The following is a 17,730-nucleotide window of genomic DNA, read 5'->3' as shown; positions in this document are numbered from 1 at the left end:
AATACACCGCAATTCAAGGAAATGCCAGAAGGTTCTGCAGATAGACGCCCGGAAGGCCCCGGCCTAGAAGATCTTCATGTGGATCGTCAGGTACTTCTTCGGATCCCGGCGGATGGCCGTGACCAGGTTCGTGCTCTCTGTGAGCAGACGGTTCACGTTCGTATAGGCTGTATCGTCCGTCGTTAGTTTGCCGAGCGTTCCGCGGCCTTGATTGAGGCCCGAGACCAGCGTATCCATCTGAGTGATCGTGTTACTCAACTGCTCCCTCGTCTTCGGGTCCTTCAACAGCAAGCCCAGCCCGCCCTTGCCCGCGTCTGCCTCGGCAAGAATCGAGTTCGCGTGGGCCAGTGAAGAGTTGAGATTGTTATAGAGCGTCTCGTCCTTGAGCAGTTTGCCGGCTGTGCCCTTGCCGCTCTCGAGCGCATTTGTGATGCTCTCAAGCTTTGCCGCCGTGCCATTGAGGCGATTATAGAGTTCGTCGTCGTTTACCAGCTTGCCCACGGAGCCCTTGCCGCTGTTGAGGTTCACGGTAAGCTTGTGCAACTCGTCAACCGTGCTGTTCGCCTTGTTGTAGAGGTCGGGGCTATTGATCAGCTGGCCAATCGAGCCCTTCCCCGACTGGAGGTTGTCCACAATGACGTTCATCTTGGCGAGGATGACGTTGAGGTTCTCAATCGTTCCCTGGCTCGCCTTGACGACGTCGGTCAGGCTCGGGGTCTCAAGCGTCGCCAACTCGTCGCCATCCTGCAACTGAGGCCCAACGGCGAATCGGCTGCTAATGTCCACCACGGTATCGCCGAGCACGCCGATGGTAGTCAAAGAAGCTTTGGAGTCCTTCTTCAGCTCCGCAACATTCTTCTCATTGATCTTCATGACCACCTTGACGGGTGTCAGCTTGCGATCCGGGGCGCTCACCACGGTGACGCTCTTCACCGTGCCGATGGTGACGCCGTGCAGGTTCACGGGCGCGCCTTCCTTCAGGCCGGCCGAGTTCTCAAAGTAGGTTGTGATCGTCAGCTTGTGGGAGAGGATGCCGATGCCGGAGGCGCTCGTGATCAGAAACAGCAGCGTCACCAGAAAGATGGTCGCTGCCAGTACGATCAGACCCACCTTCAACTGCGACCACCTGACCTCCTGCTGGCTGGGCATAGCTCTCCTTCGAAGTCATTTCCCGTGGGACTTGATCGGCACGGCGTTATCGTCTGCCGGGTGTCCCTGTGACACAGCACGCAGGGGGGTCCGGTCATTCAGAGAATACATCACCCTGCTTCGATCTCTTGGACGATGCCGCCGCAGACCACATCCGAAAAGTGCTTTCGTCTTCGATAGATGCAGAAAAATCGCCACAGGGTTCAGATTTCTGCCCCCAGCCTGACGTCAGACGGTAAGGCGAACTAATCCTCCACCAGGACCACCGCCATGGCGACATCACGGCCGTGCGTGAGCGTGAGCTGAATATGACGGACTCCCATGGCCGCGGCGCGCGCGGCGGCGCGCCCGCTCAGGTGCAGGGTCGGCCGCTCGCCGGACTCGCGCCTCACTTCGATCTCGCGCCAGCCGATGCCCCTGCTGATTCCAGTCCCCAGAGCCTTGGCTCCGGCCTCCTTGGCGGCAAAGCGCGCGGCGAAGCTCTCAGCGGCGTGTTTCTTCTTGCGCTGGCAGTATGCGATCTCCTCTTCGGTGAAGACGCGATGCAAAAACCGGTCGCCGAACCGCTCCATGCTCTCCGCAATCCGGTTGATCTCAATCAGGTCTGACCCCAAACCAAGCACCATCGCTGCACGCATCTCCATTCACCGACGGTTACTCTCCTCCGTCACATGACCACCGTACCGCGCCGGCTGTCATGCGACAAGCCTCTCCCACCGATGAACAGACTAAACAACAGAGAGCTAACGAGGCATCCGGACGGAATCCATGCAATCGCTCGACATTCAGAGCTTCAGTTACGCAGACCGCGACGCTCTGTTGCCGCGCCTCAACACAGCCTTTGCCGAGTGTGGCGCATGGATGCTCGGCCGAAGAACCTTGTCCCCCACGGCCATCGAGTTCCGCATTGAGATCCAACTGCGCTCCATCGTCGACGTCTACGCCGCGATCGTCTCCTCGGGCCTCGAGCTGACGCGCTCAGGGCACCTTGCCCTCACCGATCTCTGGAGTTGCCGCAGGAATCTCGCATCCGCAGCCGAACTTGGCCAGGTGATCTCCATCCGCCTGGAGGTCAGCTTTCTCGACCACATGACCCTGCAGTCACTGCTGATGACGGGCTGCACGCTCGCCTGAAAAATCAGGCGATGGAGATGCTCAGCGGAGCTCCATCGCCTATGGTCTTTTGCGTTTGTGCCGCCTTGTTTCCAGCGGCATCACTTGTCATCAACGTCAGTACGTCCGGGCCGGCGGCTTCCAGAGAGACAGCCGGAACGGAAGCCCGACGGAAAACTGAAGATTCGGTGTATCTGGCGTGAGCCCCACGCCAAAGCTCAGGTCCACCAACTTTCCCGGCGCATAAAGATAGGTCATTCCCAGACGCAGCGACCCTTCCACCAGATACGAAGCCGGGATAGAGGTGCCATTCAGAACTGTGGATCGCGTGAATCGCTGGTCCCAGCCAACCGTCATCGAGGTCTCCGGGTTCAGCGACAGGATAGAGCCCAGCTGGAATCCGATTGCGTCGCCCGGGCGGAAGTGCCCAAGGATCGTTGGGGAGGAACTTGTGGCGTCAGGGTTAGGAATCGTGTGAGTCCCCGGCAGGTTCTCCGTATAAGAAAGGTTCCCGAAGAAGACGACCGGGTCGCTCGACTTCGCCGCGGTAAGGTTGCCCTGCAACGCGTAGAAGCCCGAGCCGAGTGAGGTCTGGGCGCTCTGAATGTCGAACGACTCCACGCCCGTTGTTGTCTTGAACCGGAGATTCGCCAACAGATCGGGGACGCGCCCGTGCTCGAAGGTGAGCTGGCGCGAGGCCGCGAACTGAATATCGCCAAGGCCGAAGGTGCTTTGTGAGGTCTGCTTGTTAGTCGCGTCGACGGTACGGTTCATCTCGTAGCCATAGGGAATGTTCACCTCGGCCTGGAGTCTGGCCGGCAGGCCAAGGCGTGCTGTGAAGGTAGGCAGAAGGATGTCCTTGCGGACGCGCTGTGACGTGATATCGCCCACGACCAAAATGGGTAGAAGGGCGAATCCGTTGACGGTCAGATGATCCGATGAGGCGGTGTAGTAGGACGTCGTGTTGTCGATCTCGAGCGTTCCCTGCGGCAGCAAAAGTCCGCCGCGGACGAGCAGGGCGCGATCAAGCGCCTCGCTCGCCTGTCGTTCTTCAATGTCGTAACCGGCGTTTGTCACCGTCGAGTAGGCCGTAGACGAGACCGCATGACTTAGCTTCTCAGCCGCAGCTCCGCCCGCGGTCAGCTCCCCGGGCCTGGTCGTAAATCCTCCATTGACCCTCCACTCAAGCTCCTGAACCCGCTCGAGAAGGTTACGGATGATGGCATCCCGCTCGCGCAACGCATCCTGCAGCTTGAGGTCGACGATATCTCTTGTCTGCGGCTGCCCAGGCGGCGCAGCGTTATTCGCTGCTATCGTCGTGGTCTGTGCCGTGGCAACAACCGTCAACTGCAACGCCAGAAGGCTCTTGAATACAGTTCGCGACAGCATCCCGGCCCGCCTTTCCTCCTAATAGAGTGGGTTGCTTGGAATCGAGACTCCGATACTCCGCGAGATGACGGTCTCGTCGGGAAGCAACCGCGATGCTTCGTTTGGCTTCTTCTCCTGAATCATGCGATCGTCCGGCGGATGCACGACGAACACGATGCCGTTCTTCCAGAGTTGTTGGAACCGGTCGACTCTCATCGTGAGATTTCCAAACCCAGGATCGGCGATAATCACTCGGCCGTCCTGAATTCCTCGAACGACGACGAAGTGATCGAAGCCCTTCAGCCGGATCGGTGTAATCACCGAGGTCTTCTCTGAGGCGAGATCCTGGATCGTCATTCCGCTGAAGCCTTCCGCGTGGTATCCGCGCGCCTGAGCGAAGTGCTTAAGATCAAGAAGCGAGAATCCTCCCCGCTCCCGTACCCGGACCGGATTGACCCGATGCAGAATCCACACCACAATCGCCGTCTCGGGAGTCTTGTCCTTGAAGTCGTAGGTGAGCAGCGTACTGAGCGCGGCCGCGCCGCAGCTCATGTCCCACTTCTGCCGCACAACATCCTCGCCCCGAATTTCTTTCAGGCTGCGAACGCTCTTGCTCCCCTGCACCTCCTCGTCACCCGGCAGTTGTGCGTGGACGAGTGGGGGCAGGAGAGCAAGAACCATTAGACAGGTTGTTAGCTTAAGCCTGTTCATAACATCAGTGTTTGTTGCTCAGGTTCGTTTGGGTCAACGTACCCACAGACGAGTTGATGTTTACATTCAGGTTCAGCAGCACGCTGATCGTTGAGTTCACTGCGTTGATATTGACCAGTGACGTCAGGTTCTGCTGCGAGTTGCCGTTGAGTGAGAGAGTCCCCGTGGTGATTCCGTTGACCGGTCCGTTCAGAATCGCGAGCGTGCCCGCGCCAGTGACCAGACCGTTCTTCGTCGGAACCTCCCCCTGGAACTGAATCGCTCCATTCGACAACCCGGCAGTGACTCCCGCCGCCGTGACCCTATCAAGCGCAGCATCGCTCAGCGGCTTTGGTTTTGTCTTTGTTTGGGCCATGCCCATTGTGGTGAGCAGAGCCATTGCTGCGATCACCAGAGTTCTTCTCATAAAGCTCTCCTTGATTGCTTTGGAAGAAGCTGCGACCGCAGGAGGACTGCCAACGTGACTGCCCTCCCGCGGCGCCACTCTGGCTAGTGGTGCTGGCTGATACTGTTGACCTGCGTGAGTGTTGGGGTCGCAGTCATGTTCGTCGTGCGAGCAACGTTGACGCCGTCAGCAACCAATCCGCCGGCTGCGTTCACGATGTTCAGCGCGTTCGCATTCTGCTCCGCTGTACCCGCCAGCGTCACGGAGTAGCTATTGGTCGCGGTCACGTGCGATCCATCCACCGCGATGTTCTGCGCGCTGGCTGATTCGAAGCTCACCGCGCCCTCTATGTTGTGAATGACATGGCTGCTGTCGTTGGAGGTTTCCGAGCGCGTCTTCGAGTCTGTAGCCACAAGACTCGCAGACGTGTTGCTGGTGGAGCTCTCTGTTTCAGTCGCGTTGTGGGTAGTCGAAGAGTTCTTCGTCGAATTCTCTGAATTCGTGCTCGAGCTGCTCACGTTCGACGCCGAGTTGTCGGTTTCAGACGACTGATGAGAGGCATTATACGAGTCCGCATCCGTGTAGGATTTGGAGCTGGTGGAGTTGCTTGCCGACGCGGTGCCGGTAGTGGTCAGAGCGTTGGTCTGAGTCCCCGCAGTTGCCGACGTGGCTCCGCCGCCCGCAGCGCTGTTGGTGTGCGACGAACTACCGGACGATCCGGAACTGCCGCCGGTGGCGCTGGAGGCAGTGGCGCTTGTCGAGTTAGAAGACCAAGTGTCGTTGCCGGTGCTTGCCTTGCTCGCCATTGCGCTTTCCGTCTCGGAGGCTGACTTCACGTCGCTTGCATTCTTGGTCGAGCTTTCTGTGTTCGTAGAGCTGCTGCTGGTCGTGAAATTGTCCGTATTGTTTTCGCTGTGGGTAGCCATGTGACTGAACGTAGCGTTGAGGGTCTTGGAAGAACTGCTGGTCTCCGTCTCACTCGACGACTTGGTGGCGTCCAGCTGGCTGTTCGTTCCACGCGAGTAGTCGGTGAGGGTAGCCTCTCTTACAGCGGTCTGACTGATGGCGTTGGCCTGGTCTACATCCGCGCTGGTGTTATTGGCCTGCGTCGTCAGGCTCCCGCTATAGACGTTCACCCCATTTGCAACCAGGCTGTCGGTCGAATTGACGATGTTGACGCCGCTTGCTCCCATCAGCGCGCTCCCGGAGAGGCTTACCGCTCCGGTGTTGGTTTCCGTTACGGTCGAGTTATTCGCTGCAATCGCAGAGCTCTCTTCGCCCGCAGCGGTAACTTTGTCCATCTGGTTGTCCTGCAGGGTATGCTTGCCCTGCTTGTCGTTGGAGGTTGTCTGCTTGCTCTGGCTGAACGCCACGCCAGAAACGAGAACAAAGGCTGTGGTCAGTGTGCAGATTAGTTTGTTCACTGCTCTTCTCCATGGAAGTGGCTTTTGACAGAACGCGGCCGTTTACGCGGCTCAAGGGAGTCGCGCAGGACGAGTTGGAGGCGCACTTTTCCGCAGCACGGTCGCGGGCCCTTAGAGCGCCGTTACGAATTGTGGGGTCGGGGCTTCAACCACGGATCGACGAGAATAAAGCGTTAATAAGTGGTTCGTGAAAGACCACCTGTTCCGGCAGTCACCTTCGTCTATCCGAACTGTGCTGGTGGAGCCCTACTGTGCCCTCTTTGCTGTCTTCTCTACGTTTTGCACGAGGTCCGTGCACGCAGATTGGGGGGGCCGAGGATCACTAGCCGATTGGTGCAATTTCTTTGCCAACAGTAGTCATTGAATTCTCTTGTCTTAGACTTAGCCACCACAGTGTGGCTGCATCCTTTTGCAGGGAAAGGAGAAAAAAAAGACAGTCGCTCGTAGTGCACCGGCCGGAGTAATCAGTTCTGAGCGCTCCTGTCGCCGAGCCACACCACTGTGCGCTTGTGAAGCAGACTGTCGCTTCCTCCAAGGACAAGCACACCAGGCTGCTTCCACCCATGCGTAAACACCAGTCCCAGCCCGCTCGCGCTGCCGGCGACCTTGAAGACAGGCTCGCTCACGACGGATCCTCCAGCAGGAACCCGTGTGGTCAATCTCACTCCAGTCAGTCCAGGAACCTCGTTCCACCTTCGTCCCTGCCGGTCAATGAGATACGCCTCAAGGATCGACTCGCTCTCCGTATGGTGCCCGCGGTTAGTCACGCTCACTTTAACCCGCACCAGGCGCGAACTATCGCGAATCAGATAGCCAGGCATCTCGTCCGCGCCCGTCACGGTAAAACACATCTCGTCAAAGCACTGCCGCTGCCCGATAGCAACTGTCTTCTGCGGCTGCAGCAGCGAAGTCACCAGAAGCGCCGCCAGGTAGACCGCCCATACCCCGCCGATCCAGCCCAGATGGCGGAGCGCCTTCTCCCTCTGTTGCATAGCGAACGACAACGCCACTCCCAGATGCCCAACGGCCGTCCAGCCCACCAATCCCAACAGCAAAAGCTCCCGAAAGGTCATTCCCGCCTCATTCGCGATAAACTTCAAGGTAACGCATGTCAACCGATATCTCCGCCCAACCCACCGCAACTGCCGCAACCCCTGTCTCCCGGCAGCCGATTATCCTCGCCAAGGACCTTGGCAAGACCTACCGTTCCGGCAAGCTCGAAGTACTTGCGCTTCGTAAGGTCAGCTTCGCTGTCGATCCGGGCGAGTTCGTCGCCATCGTCGGGCCGTCCGGCTCCGGCAAATCAACATTGTTTTACGTCCTGGGCGGACTGACACATGCCTCCAGCGGCTCGCTGCTCATCGACGACGTCGACTTTGCCCGTCTCTCCGATATTGAGCGCACTCGCATGCGCCGCGCCAAGATCGGCTTCGTCTTCCAGCGCTTCAATCTGCTCCCAACGCTATCGGCTCTCGGAAACATCGAGATCGCCCACGACATCGCCAACATCGGAGCCTCGCAGAAGCAGCCACTCGACAGGAACCTCCTCGATCACCTCACGGAGTTACTGGGAATCGACGGACGCCTCCATCACCGCCCCAACGAGCTCTCCGGCGGCGAGCAGCAGCGCGTCGCCATCGCCCGCGCGCTTATCACCCGCCCCGCCATCGTCCTCGCCGACGAACCCACCGGCAACCTCGACACTAAGAACTCCGATGTCGTCCTCGATATGCTGCGCCGATCCAGCCGCGAGCTCAACCAGACCGTGTTGATGATCACGCACAACCCCGAAGCCGCGCAGATCGCAGACCGCATCCTCCACATGCGCGACGGCGAGATCACCCATATTGAAAAAGGGCAGGGCCACGTCGTCCACGAGTGCTGATCGCAGGCCTGGTTGTAGCCTCTGCTATCATCGCGTCGCATGGCGAATTTCTTTCATCACAGCCCTGAACCGACATTCGCCGATCTCTACAAGTCGATGTCCGAGCCTGAGCTGCGCGAGCTTGCCACCGACTGGCACTCGCTGATTGATGAGGCGCGCTCTGCTCTTGTGACGGAGTTTGCCAGCCGCGGCCTTGAATTCACTGAGCCACCTCTTCCAATCGACGACCTGCCTAAGTACCGTGATCTCGTGACGCTCCGCCGCTATCGTGATCTCTCTGAAGCCGTTGTCGCTCGCGCTGTCGTCGAATCCATTGGTATCTTCTGCTTCCTCAAGGACGAGAATCTCGTCCGACTCGATTGGCAGATGTCCAATCTCATTGGAGGCATTCGTCTGCAGGTCGCCGCTACGGACGTCGAAGCGGCGGAAGCGGTCCTCGCTCAGCCAATCCCCAACTCCATTCCTCTCCCAGACCAGCCAGGCTACGAACAACCTCGCTGCCCGCGGTGCAACTCTACTGACATCGCGTGGCAACGTTATGGGCGAAAGGCCGCTCTGATTTCACTCTATCTTTTGTCGCTGCCTGCACCGCGCGGCTCCGAATCCTGGCACTGTGGCAACTGCGGTCTCCGCTGGGCGGAAGAGGATGATGACTCAACACAGCTCCCACTAGAAAATGATGGCATCGGCAAGTTATAGCGGCTTCTATTGGAGACCTCACCGGCATGCCCTGGTACCAACTCGAAGACGCCAACGACCCCAAGCTCGACGAGCTAGCCCGCCAGTACAATCTCCATCCTCTCCACATCGAGGATGCGCGCTGCGCCGACGAGAGCGTCAAGGTCGACTCCGGTTCGCAGTACGCATTCGCCGTCTTCAAGCCTGTCTACCTCAAGCCCGACCCCGACGCGCCATCCGAGTCGATGCCCACCTTCTTCACTATCGATGTCTTCGCCGGCAAAGACTTCCTCATTACCATCGCCAACCCGGCGTGTCCGACGACAGACAAAGCGCTCGAGCGAGCGCGCCGCTGCGGCGACGAGGAGCACCCGGCGCATCTCCTCTACCTCATCCTCGACACCGTCGTCGATCTGTACTTTCCCGCCATCGACTACTTCGACGATCGCATCGACGATCTCCAGGACAAAGTCGTCGACAATCCCTCGCCCGACATCCTCCAGCAAGTCTTCGCCCTCAAGCGCGAGCTCATCGATCTGCGCCGCGTCCTCGTCAACACGCGCGATGCCGGCCTGCACCTGCAGCGCGACCCCAACACCATTATCGACGCCGAGCATCAGCTCTACATCCGCGACACGTACGACCACATCGCCCGCCTGCTCGACTCGGTCGAAACGCAACGCGACCTGCTCAACAACACGCTCGACATCTATCTATCATCTGTGGCCAACCGCACCAACGAGGTCATGAAGGTCCTCACCGTCCTCGGCACCATTGCGCTTCCGGCGCTCGCCATCTCCAGCGTCTATGGCATGAATCTCAAAGGCCTGCCCTTTGAAGAATCCCCGCACGGAGCCCTGTATGTCGGCTTGGCGACCGTTCTCACCACCGTCGCGTTGCTCCTCATCCTTCGCCGGATGAAATGGTTCTAAGCCCTACCAGAGCACGCCATCGACTGGCGCAAGCGGTTTGGGAACTTCCGTCTCCCCCAACTGCTGCCGCAGATTGATCTCGATCGTCCTCGTGATTGAGGTCAGCGGAATATCGTGCTCTGTGTTGTCGAACGGATCTTCCAGATCGCGTCCAATCTTGTCCAGCGCCAGAAAGATGAAGCCCACCAGCGTTGATCCCAACGGAGTGAGCCACCCCAGGCTCGAGACCATCGCGAGCGGCAGCAGGACACAGTAGATTTGCACGAATAGCTGCGGAAAGTAGTCGTACTGCCTCGGCATCGGCGTATTCTGGAGGCGCTCTGCTCCGCCCTGCGCATCCGCTAGATCGTCAAGGGATCGTTCGATCTGTTGTGACTGGATGTCGTTGATCCATCCATTGTCGATAGCCTCCCGCAGCATGACGCCCATCTCCTGCAGAATCGCAAGCGGCACATTCTGCTTCGTGCGCAGTTCCTCGATCTCCGTCTCGTTCAGCAGGGGAGCCAGCTCCGCCCACGGCTCCAGTCGCCGCAGATACTGGCGAAGCGAATGAGCATACGCAATCTGGTGATAGACCATCCGCCGCTGCGTCATACGCAGATCAGCCTCATCGCTCTCGCTTCGCGGCCGCATCACCGTCGTCACCTGCCGCCCAAAGCTCCGCGCGTTATTGACGATTGCTCCCCACAGCGTGCGCGCCTCCCACCAGCGCGCATACGACGTGGCGTTCCTGAAGGCCAGAACGACGCCGATGGCCGATCCGAACAGCGATACAGGAATCTCGTCCAGGGCCTTCCACCTCAGAAGCCCCATCTTGTACGCGACCACCACAAAGATGTCGTACGCCAGCAGAACCAGCAGAGGGCGACCGACATACTGCACCGTGTGCAGTAGCAATTGCCTCGACCGGGGAACGATCATCCAGCCTTGCCTTCCAGCGTGACCGCGCGGAACACTCGCTCGCCGTTCTCGGAGATCCGCACCTCGCCCGTGCCGATGTCGTACACCCAGCCCGAGAGCGAAAGCTCCTCGCGCGCAATCGCCCCTGCTACCGAGGGATGCGTCCGCAAATGCTGGACCTGCAGCAGAACATTCTCCTCCGTCAGCCGTCGCAGGCGCGTGCTCGGTTTCTCGTCCGGCTCCGAGAGAGAGTCCGCCACACTCAGCGCCGCCTCAGCGTTGCGCATCCACCGCTTCACCGTCCCCATCGACTCCAGGCTCTCCTGATTCAACAGCGCCTTCATCGCGCCGCAGTCGCTATGCCCGCACACGACAATATGCTTCACCTTCAGCGCGCTCACCGCATACTCCACCACGGCGCTCACGCCGCCCATCATCTCGCCGTACGCAGGCACAAGGTTCCCGATATTGCGCGTCACGAAAAGCTCGCCCGTCCCTGACTGCGTGATCAGCTCCGGATCGATGCGCGAGTCCGCGCATGTCACAATCATCGCCGCCGGCCGCTGTGGCTCGCTCTCGGCCTTGCGGTACACCTCCGCCTGTGCGGGATATACCTCTGTCCGAAACTGGCGAATCCCCGCCTTCAGCTCTGAAAGCACGTCTTTCATGGCGTCCTCGATCGTATCGATCTTCTATTCTTTCCACTTAATATTGCAACCCACACCGAACCTCTGGTTGGGGTCAGGCTGTTTGCCCGCAATCACCGCATCCATCGCCGCGCGGAGGTCCTTGCCGGTCACAGGAAGGTCATTACCGAAGTCCTTGCGGCGAGGCCTGCTGTCATCCAGTTGCCCGCGGTACACCAGCTTCATCTCACCATCGAAGAGAAAGAAATCCGGCGTGCACGCAGCGTCATAGACGTGCGCGATCTCCTGCGACTCATCGTAGAGGTAAGGGAAGCGGAACCCCAGCCGCTCGGCCTGCTTCTTCATCTCAGCAGGCGAGTCCTCAGGATACGCGGCGACGTCGTTCGACGAGATCGCCACGATGCCGATTTTGTCCTCGTAATCCACGCCAATCCGCGCCAGTTCGGCCTCCACGTGCTTCACATACGGGCAGTGAACGCAAAGGAACATCACCAGCATCCCCTTCTGCCCGGCTGCAACATCATCGCGTCCTACCGCCTTGCCCGTCACCACATCCGGTAGCTCAAACGCCGGGGCTGTGGTTCCAAGCTCTACCATCGTCGATTGTGTCCGCGACATATCTCCTCCGAAATCTCTCTCCAATATAGCTATCCATCCCGACGTCTGCCCTGAACCGCGGCTCATGAGTTCGCAGCCAGAATGAACCCAATTCATCATCGCGTCCATCGCGTCGGAGGCTCTATCCTCGTGCCATGCTCATGCCGCGAAACCTTCAGGGAGGTCACGCCACTCGCAAATCCCTCCCCAAAGGACCCAACGGCCTGCCGCTCTGTCGCTGGTGCCAGCTTGAGATCCTCGCCAAACGCCGCCGCACCTTCTGCAGCGACTACTGCGTCCACCAGTGGCGCCTCCGCACCGACCCCGGCTACCTCCGCGACCAGGTCTTCACCCGCGACCGCGGAATCTGCACTCTCTGCCGCACCGACACCATCGCCGTCTTCGCCGCCCTCAAGCGTGCCCGAGGCCCCGCCCGCGCCGCCGGGCTCCGCCTCTACGGCATGAAAACCATCACTAGCCGCCGCAGCCTCTGGGACGCCGACCACATCCTCCCCGTAGCCGAGGGCGGAGGCCAGTGCGACCTGGATAACATCCGCACCCTCTGCCTCCTCTGCCACCGCCAGGCCACCGCAGAGCTCCGTCAGCGCCTCCAGGCCCGCCGCACCGCCTGACCAGGGGCGTATTGGGATAGTGGAACTGCGTAAGCGTTTGATTCTTAAATGAAAGTGTCATCCTGAGCGGAGCCTCTTGCGGCCTTGTTGCAAGAGGCGCAGTCGAAGGACCTGCGGTTTACCCATGACACCACAGACCTGACCACCCTTTTTTCCACCGTTTCCACCCCCATCCACATTCTCTGCACAACCCTTGCGCCTTGTATCGCCGAGCCATCCGGCCTACCCTCGCAGAGGTACAACAAAGGTGTTAGAACTTGCCCCTGAAAATCGCTCCGGATTCTGCCCCCCGGTTCCCGCACCTGCCGCCTCGATTTTGCGAAATCCACAGCAGAATCACCGATTTCCGGTGACCCTCCGCAACGAAATCCTCTGAAATAGAGGTATTCCCACAGCCAACACTACATCTTGTGCTTTATACTTGACACACCCCATAAGCGGCGGTACTTTCACGACTGCAGCCCGCCCGTTGGGGCTTACAAGACATTGGATTCAAACCCGGTTTCAACCCCCGGCTGATAGCAGTCTTCTCATCAGTCACGGTATTGCAGCCACCAGATTTGCCCTCTCGCCCACCGCACCGTGGGTCAGGGGCCTTGAAGACATCATCCAAGTTAAAAGGAGCACCTTCCCCATGGCCACTATTTCGAAACAGACTGCCGCCACCTCCACCTCTCAAGCGCAGGCCGCCACGGGCTCGAGAGCCCCGGGACTCACCTTCAACCGGCACTTCACGCAGTCCGGCGACTCGCCCTTCGACGACATCGTCTGGGAGCTCCGCGACGCCGTCATCCAGGACTTCAAGGGCCGCATCATCTTCGAGCAGAAGGCTGTCGAGGTCCCTGCCGACTGGTCCATGACTGCCACCAACATCGTGGCCTCCAAGTACCTCCACGGCCAGCTTGGAACCTCCGAGCGCGAGACCGGCGTCCGCGCCCTTATCACCCGCGTCGCCGAGTCCATCCGCGACTGGGGCATCGAAGGCGGCTACTTCGCCTCCGCCGCCGACGCCGAGACCTTCTACAACGAGCTCGCCCACCTGCTCCTCAACCAGAAGGTCGCCTTCAACTCGCCCGTCTGGTTCAACGTCGGCTGCGACCGCCTCGAGCCCAACTCCGACGCCCAGAACTGGCACTGGAACCCGCACTCCTGCGCCATTGAGTTCTCCGTCACCGGCTACAAGAAGCCGCAGTGCTCGGCCTGCTTCATCAACTCGGTTCAGGATTCGCTCGACTCCATCCTCACCCTCGCCAAGACCGAGGGAATGCTCTTCAAGTGGGGCTCCGGAGCAGGCAGCAACCTCTCCAGTATCCGCGGCTCAATGGAGACCCTCTCCGGCGGCGGAACCGCCTCCGGCCCGCTGAGCTTCATGCGCGGCTTCGACGCCTTCGCCGGAGTCATCAAGTCCGGCGGCAAGACCCGCCGCGCCGCCAAGATGGTCATCCTCAACGTCGACCACCCCGACATCATGGACTTCATCGACTGCAAGGTCAATGAAGAGAAGAAGGCGTGGACCCTCATGCAGGCCGGTTACGACGGCTCCAGCCCCGACTCCGAGGCCTACTCGAGCATCTTCTTCCAGAACGCCAACAACTCCGTCCGCGTCACCGACGAGTTCATGGCTGCCGTCGACGCCGACTCCACCTTCGTCACCCGCACCGTCAAGGACCGCAAGCCGGTCAAGGAGTACCGCGCCCGCGACATCATGCACGCCATCGCCGAAGCCACCTGGCAGTGCGGCGACCCCGGCATGCAGTACGACACCACCATCAACCGCTGGCACACCAGCAAGAACACCGGTCGCATCAACGCCAGCAATCCCTGCTCGGAGTACATGTTCCTCGATGACTCCGCCTGCAACCTGGCCAGCTTCAACCTCCTGAAGTTCCTCACTCCCGGCGGCCAGTTCGACATCGCCGCCTACCGTCACGCCATCGGCATCGTCACCACTGCCATGGAGATCATCGTCGACGCCGCAGGCTACCCCACCGAGATGATCGCGAAGAACTCGCACGACTATCGCCCGCTCGGCCTCGGCTACGCCAACCTCGGCGCCCTGCTCATGGCCTTCGGTCTGCCGTACGACTCCGACGCCGGCCGCGACTTCGCTGCCACCCTCACCTCCATCCTCTGCGGCGAAGCCTACTGGCAGTCGTCACGCATCGCCGAGACCTGCCCGGCCCTCGGAGCCGCCACGCCCCTCACTCAGCAGGCTCAGATCGCCGGCGGAGCCTGCCCCGGCTTCTACGTCAACCGCGAGCCCTTCCTCGACGTCATCCGCATGCACCGCGCCGAGGTCAACAACATCGGCTCCTCCCGCAGCTCCGCCGAGCCCTTCGTCGCCCCTCAGCTCACCGAGCTGATCGAAGCCTCCAAGAACGTCTGGGACGGAGCCCTCGCTCACGGCGAGCGTCACGGTTACCGCAACTCCCAGGTCACCGTGCTCGCTCCCACCGGAACCATCGGCTTCATGATGGACTGCGACACCACCGGCATCGAGCCTGACCTCGCCCTCGTCAAGTACAAGAAGCTCGTCGGCGGCGGAATGATTAAGATCGTCAACAACACCGTCCCCTCCGCGCTCTTCAAGCTCGGCTACACCAACGCCGAGGTCGACGCCATCGTCTCCTACATCGACGCCACCGGAACCATCGAAGGCGCACCGCACGTCCTCCCCGAGCACCTCGCCGTCTTCGACTGCTCCTTCAAGCCCGCCAAGGGAACCCGCTCCATCCACTACATGGGCCACATCAAGATGATGGCCGCCACCCAGCCCTTCCTCTCCGGAGCCATCTCGAAGACCGTCAACCTCCCCCACGACGCCACCGTCGACGACATCGCCGAGGCCTATCTCGAGAGCTGGCGCCAGGGCCTCAAGGCCGTAGCCATCTACCGCGACGGCTCCAAGGGCTCGCAGCCCCTCAACGTCTCCGCCGCCGACGGCAAGGCACAAAAAGATGGGCAGAAAGATAGCAATCTAGCCGGTAAAGCAGTAGCCCCCGCAGCTGCCGGCTCTGTAGAAATCGAAGAGGCCGTCATCGCCGCCAAGGCCGCCGCACAGGTCCGCATCGCGGCCCTCGAACAGCAGATCAAGGCCATCACCGAGGCCTCCCTGCAGAACTCCGACGCTGCCGACGCCCAGGCTCCGCCCCGCGCCGTCCGTCACCGACTGCCTGCCGAGCGCGCCTCGATCACCCACAAGTTCGGCCTCTCCGGACACGAGGGCTACATCACCGTCGGACTCTACCCCAACGGCTCACCCGGCGAGATCTTCATCCGCATGGCCAAGGAAGGCTCCACCGTCTCCGGACTCATGGACTCCTTCGCCACCGCTGTCTCGCTCGCCCTCCAGCACGGCGTCCCTCTCCGCGTCCTCTGCGAGAAGTTCGCCCACACCCGCTTCGAGCCCTCCGGCTGGACCGGCAACGAGCAGATCGGCTACGCCAAGTCGATCATGGACTATCTCTTCCGCTGGATGCAGATCCGCTTCCTCTCCGGACACCAGCTCGACCTCTTCGCCGGCCTCGCCCCACAGCAGACCGTCCCCGTCGAAGGAGCCGTCACCAGCCCCGGCAACCGCATCATCCCCTCACTCTCCGCCTCGTCCGCTGAAGGTGTCATTCTGAGCGAAGCGAAGAACCCCCGCATTTCGTCCGAAGCGCCACAGATCTTCGAGGAAACCTACACCACGCGGCCACCCCAGCAGGGAATCGCCCCCGACCCAACAACCAGCAACCAGCAACCAACAACCAACAACTTGTCCCTGGAGGATCGCGGAATCTACCACGCCGCCAACGCCATGAAGTCCATGGTCGACATGGGAGACGCCCCATCCTGCGCTACCTGCGGAGCCATCATGACCCGCAACGGCTCCTGCTACCGCTGCATGGAGTGCGGAAGCACCAGCGGCTGCAGCTAGAACAAGGTGGACATGCCAACAAGAAAAAAATGTGGGTTTACGCAATAGATGAAAGTTGTACCCCATAACGTGAAAGTCAAGACCCCATAAGGTGAAAGGCACTCATTTTAGACGACTTACGTGAAAGTGATCCTAAGATGAGTGCTATAAACCTCCATAACCTACATAACTTCCTCAACTTCTTTTTTTTCCGTTGCTTCCGGGCTATGGAGGTTTTCGGTGACAGCGAGCTGATCCTCCCCTACGTACATTGCAGAGACGTCAGAAGCCGGGTCAGCGTCTCCTTGTTCATAAGCAAGCCATTGCCGGCCTGGCTTAGTCGGCGGGTCGGCAGACCCAACCTCCTCAGCCGATGTCCCACTTTCTCAGGACTAAGTTTGGATCGCTCGCCGCGCACTTCCAGTAGACGGTTGACCTCGACCGCGATCTCCCGTGCGTAAAGTTGCTCGGCGCCTCCCCTGCTCAGAGCGAGCACCGCTTCGACGACTAAGGCTTCGGCTGTATCCAGCCTTTCAGAGACCCATTGCCGGTCGCGCGGCGCGAGAATTGAAACGAGCGCCGCCTGAAGGTCGGGCGAATCCACAAGGCAGCTTCCGAGCGCTTTTGCGATGGCGGTGGTCTCCGGCGAGACCCCAGTGGGATTGAACTCAAGACGACGTACCCGAGCCAAATTGCTTTCGCGATATTTAGCCAGGTGGCCGCGGAAGTGTTCGATATTCCGGGGCGCCCATTCTAGAGGAATTCCTTTCGCCGCATTCAGCGCCGGCGTCACGTCGATGTAGATGGCGTGCTGGATCCTCCTGATCGTTGGATCTTGGCCGACATAGATCGCTTTGGCACCATGACAGTGTAAGTAGGACCCTTGCTCCACGATCATGAACTCTCGGTTTGTCAGGTTGCCAGAGCGCGAAGGCACGAATTATCACGCCCTACAGGAACCCTCCGTCGCCGGAGAGCGAGATCACCTAAGCGGGTAGGTTTGCAGGTGTAGGCGGGGGGCACGTGCGACAGCAGACACTGGCATCGCAGGCAGGGTTTGAGAGATACGGAAGGAAGACGCGGCGGGAGCAGTTTCTGGAGGAGATGGAGCGGATCGTGCCGTGGCCGGAGCTGGAGGCGTTGGTACGGCCGCATTATCCGAAGGGCGAGAACGGGCGTCCGCCTGTAGGTCTGGGCCTTATGCTGCGGAAATCGTCAGGGTGAGTCGGCTCCTCGATCCAGAGCGGGTTGAATCGGGCCAGCTCGCCGCACATGCGGGTTGCAACGCGCAGGTCCCAGTTCTGGTTGGCATCGAACATCAGTGTTCCGGGGTCGCCAATGGTCTCGCGCAACATGGCGGCACGGCGCAGATCGCGCGAATGATCTGCTGATCCCACCTTCAGCTTTAGTG

The 17,730-nt window shown here is 60.3% G+C and carries 18 protein-coding genes and 1 pseudogene; 7 read left to right on the top strand and 12 right to left on the bottom strand.

The genetic code is table 11. The features are described 5' to 3' along the window. Positions 1-63: 63 nt before the first annotated feature. Positions 64-1,149, bottom strand: coding sequence for an MlaD family protein (locus OHL16_RS12910; RefSeq protein WP_263367574.1), 1,086 nt, complete (start codon positions 1,147-1,149; stop codon positions 64-66). A 245-nt stretch (positions 1,150-1,394) separates the two neighbouring features. Continuing rightward, complete coding sequence (locus tag OHL16_RS12905) at positions 1,395-1,793, bottom strand: holo-ACP synthase (RefSeq protein ID WP_317891061.1); 399 nt, start codon at positions 1,791-1,793, stop codon at positions 1,395-1,397. Between the two features lie 124 nt (positions 1,794-1,917). On the opposite strand from OHL16_RS12905, the gene OHL16_RS12900 reads away from it, so the two are divergent. Continuing rightward, positions 1,918-2,283, top strand: a complete 366-nt coding sequence (locus OHL16_RS12900) for a hypothetical protein (protein WP_263367573.1) — start codon at positions 1,918-1,920, stop codon at positions 2,281-2,283. A gap of 96 nt (positions 2,284-2,379) precedes the next feature. On the opposite strand, the gene OHL16_RS12895 is transcribed toward OHL16_RS12900, so the two are convergent. The 5 genes from OHL16_RS12895 to OHL16_RS12875 form a co-directional block, all read right to left on the bottom strand. Next, entirely contained in the window at positions 2,380-3,651 is a 1,272-nt protein-coding gene (locus OHL16_RS12895; RefSeq protein WP_263367572.1) for a transporter, read from the bottom strand. 18 nt (positions 3,652-3,669) lie between these two features. Then, positions 3,670-4,311 carry a C39 family peptidase gene (locus OHL16_RS12890; RefSeq protein ID WP_263367571.1) on the bottom strand — a complete coding sequence of 214 codons (642 nt, stop codon included), beginning with the start codon at positions 4,309-4,311 and terminating at the stop codon, positions 3,670-3,672. Between the two features lie 34 nt (positions 4,312-4,345). Further along, entirely contained in the window at positions 4,346-4,747 is a 402-nt protein-coding gene (locus OHL16_RS12885) for a hypothetical protein (protein ID WP_263367570.1), read from the bottom strand. Between the two features lie 83 nt (positions 4,748-4,830). Beyond that, positions 4,831-6,150: a hypothetical protein gene (locus tag OHL16_RS12880; RefSeq protein ID WP_263367569.1), complete on the bottom strand. Its 1,320-nt coding sequence runs from the start codon at positions 6,148-6,150 to the stop codon at positions 4,831-4,833. Positions 6,151-6,614: 464 nt separating this feature from the next. After that, positions 6,615-7,223 (bottom strand): hypothetical protein, encoded by a 609-nt coding sequence (locus OHL16_RS12875; protein WP_263367568.1) that lies wholly within the window; start codon positions 7,221-7,223, stop codon positions 6,615-6,617. A 35-nt stretch (positions 7,224-7,258) separates the two neighbouring features. Between OHL16_RS12875 and OHL16_RS12870 the strand changes: the two genes are divergently transcribed. Genes OHL16_RS12870 through OHL16_RS12860 form a run of 3 tightly spaced genes read left to right on the top strand, consistent with a single transcriptional unit; the run spans position 7,259 to position 9,645 of the window. Then, positions 7,259-8,035, top strand: a complete 777-nt coding sequence (locus tag OHL16_RS12870; RefSeq protein WP_263367567.1) for an ABC transporter ATP-binding protein — start codon at positions 7,259-7,261, stop codon at positions 8,033-8,035. Positions 8,036-8,074: 39 nt separating this feature from the next. Then, a complete protein-coding gene (locus OHL16_RS12865; protein WP_263367566.1) occupies positions 8,075-8,734 on the top strand; it encodes a DUF2007 domain-containing protein in 660 nt (219 codons plus the stop codon). Positions 8,735-8,760: 26 nt separating this feature from the next. Then, positions 8,761-9,645, top strand: coding sequence for a magnesium transporter CorA family protein (locus tag OHL16_RS12860; protein WP_263367565.1), 885 nt, complete (start codon positions 8,761-8,763; stop codon positions 9,643-9,645). Between the two features lie 3 nt (positions 9,646-9,648). Here OHL16_RS12860 and OHL16_RS12855 read toward each other — a convergent pair whose 3' ends face one another. The 3 genes from OHL16_RS12855 to OHL16_RS12845 are packed head-to-tail and all read right to left on the bottom strand — an operon-like array spanning position 9,649 to position 11,810. Further along, positions 9,649-10,566 (bottom strand): bestrophin family protein, encoded by a 918-nt coding sequence (locus OHL16_RS12855; RefSeq protein ID WP_263367564.1) that lies wholly within the window; start codon positions 10,564-10,566, stop codon positions 9,649-9,651. Then, positions 10,563-11,213: a carbonic anhydrase gene (locus tag OHL16_RS12850; protein ID WP_263367563.1), complete on the bottom strand. Its 651-nt coding sequence runs from the start codon at positions 11,211-11,213 to the stop codon at positions 10,563-10,565. Before OHL16_RS12850 ends, OHL16_RS12855 begins: the two co-directional genes overlap by 4 nt. 24 nt (positions 11,214-11,237) lie before the next feature. Continuing rightward, positions 11,238-11,810 carry a thioredoxin family protein gene (locus OHL16_RS12845; protein WP_263367562.1) on the bottom strand — a complete coding sequence of 191 codons (573 nt, stop codon included), beginning with the start codon at positions 11,808-11,810 and terminating at the stop codon, positions 11,238-11,240. 140 nt (positions 11,811-11,950) lie between these two features. Between OHL16_RS12845 and OHL16_RS12840 the strand changes: the two genes are divergently transcribed. Then, on the top strand, positions 11,951-12,421 hold the full coding sequence (locus OHL16_RS12840) for an HNH endonuclease (RefSeq protein WP_263367561.1): 471 nt from the start codon (positions 11,951-11,953) through the stop codon (positions 12,419-12,421). A 634-nt stretch (positions 12,422-13,055) separates the two neighbouring features. Next, positions 13,056-16,340, top strand: coding sequence for a vitamin B12-dependent ribonucleotide reductase (locus tag OHL16_RS12835; RefSeq protein ID WP_263367560.1), 3,285 nt, complete (start codon positions 13,056-13,058; stop codon positions 16,338-16,340). A 241-nt stretch (positions 16,341-16,581) separates the two neighbouring features. Here OHL16_RS12835 and OHL16_RS12830 read toward each other — a convergent pair whose 3' ends face one another. Continuing rightward, positions 16,582-17,217 carry a hypothetical protein gene (locus OHL16_RS12830; RefSeq protein ID WP_263367559.1) on the bottom strand — a complete coding sequence of 212 codons (636 nt, stop codon included), beginning with the start codon at positions 17,215-17,217 and terminating at the stop codon, positions 16,582-16,584. A gap of 125 nt (positions 17,218-17,342) precedes the next feature. Here OHL16_RS12830 and OHL16_RS12825 point away from each other — a divergent pair. Further along, positions 17,343-17,528: pseudogene (locus tag OHL16_RS12825) on the top strand (IS5/IS1182 family transposase); the annotation flags it as partial. Here OHL16_RS12825 and OHL16_RS12820 read toward each other — a convergent pair. Beyond that, a complete protein-coding gene (locus OHL16_RS12820) occupies positions 17,474-17,716 on the bottom strand; it encodes an enolase C-terminal domain-like protein (protein WP_263367558.1) in 243 nt (80 codons plus the stop codon). The pseudogene OHL16_RS12825 and the gene OHL16_RS12820 overlap by 55 nt on opposite strands. Between the last annotated feature and the right edge of the window lie 14 nt (positions 17,717-17,730).

This window comes from Edaphobacter bradus (assembly GCF_025685645.1).
Lineage (GTDB): Bacteria > Acidobacteriota > Terriglobia > Terriglobales > Acidobacteriaceae > Edaphobacter > Edaphobacter bradus.
The sequence above is the reverse complement of the archived record's forward strand: the minus strand, read 5'-3'. Positions and strand labels throughout refer to the sequence as shown.